This window comes from Pseudomonas sp. RGM 3321, from assembly GCF_022836805.1.
Taxonomy (GTDB): Bacteria; Pseudomonadota; Gammaproteobacteria; order Pseudomonadales; family Pseudomonadaceae; genus Aquipseudomonas.
The window spans coordinates 1-329 of the sequence record NZ_JALHBH010000021.1 but is presented as its reverse complement, the minus strand read 5'-3'; the positions used below and the strand labels follow the sequence as shown (position 1 = coordinate 329).

Annotated in this window: 1 protein-coding gene; it reads right to left on the bottom strand. The window is 53.8% G+C overall.

The window, feature by feature from the left end; all coding sequences use genetic code 11:
• A partial coding sequence (locus RGM3321_RS00065) for a DDE-type integrase/transposase/recombinase (protein ID WP_244390998.1) occupies positions 1–329 on the bottom strand: 329 nt, incomplete at both ends.

Here is a 329-nt window from a genome sequence, read left to right as displayed (position 1 = left end):
TTACCGCTTTTTCCAGTGCCTTTATCACCGACTGGGTATGCAGGCTTTCATGCACGTGATGGCCAACAATCTTGCGTGAGTACGCATCTGTCACAAGGCTCACGTAGGCCACGCTTTCCTGCGTAGGAAGGTAGGTTATGTCTGCAACCCAGACCTGTTCGGGCCCACTAGCCACAACTTGTTCCGGACCTGCTTTGAGCAAGTTGGAATGCCGGCGAAAGCGATGATGGCTATGAGTAGTCTTGTGATAAGCCCGTTTGCGCGGAACCAGCTCGCGCGCATCACGAAGAATGGTAAACAGACGGTCTCTACCCACGCACAACGACGCA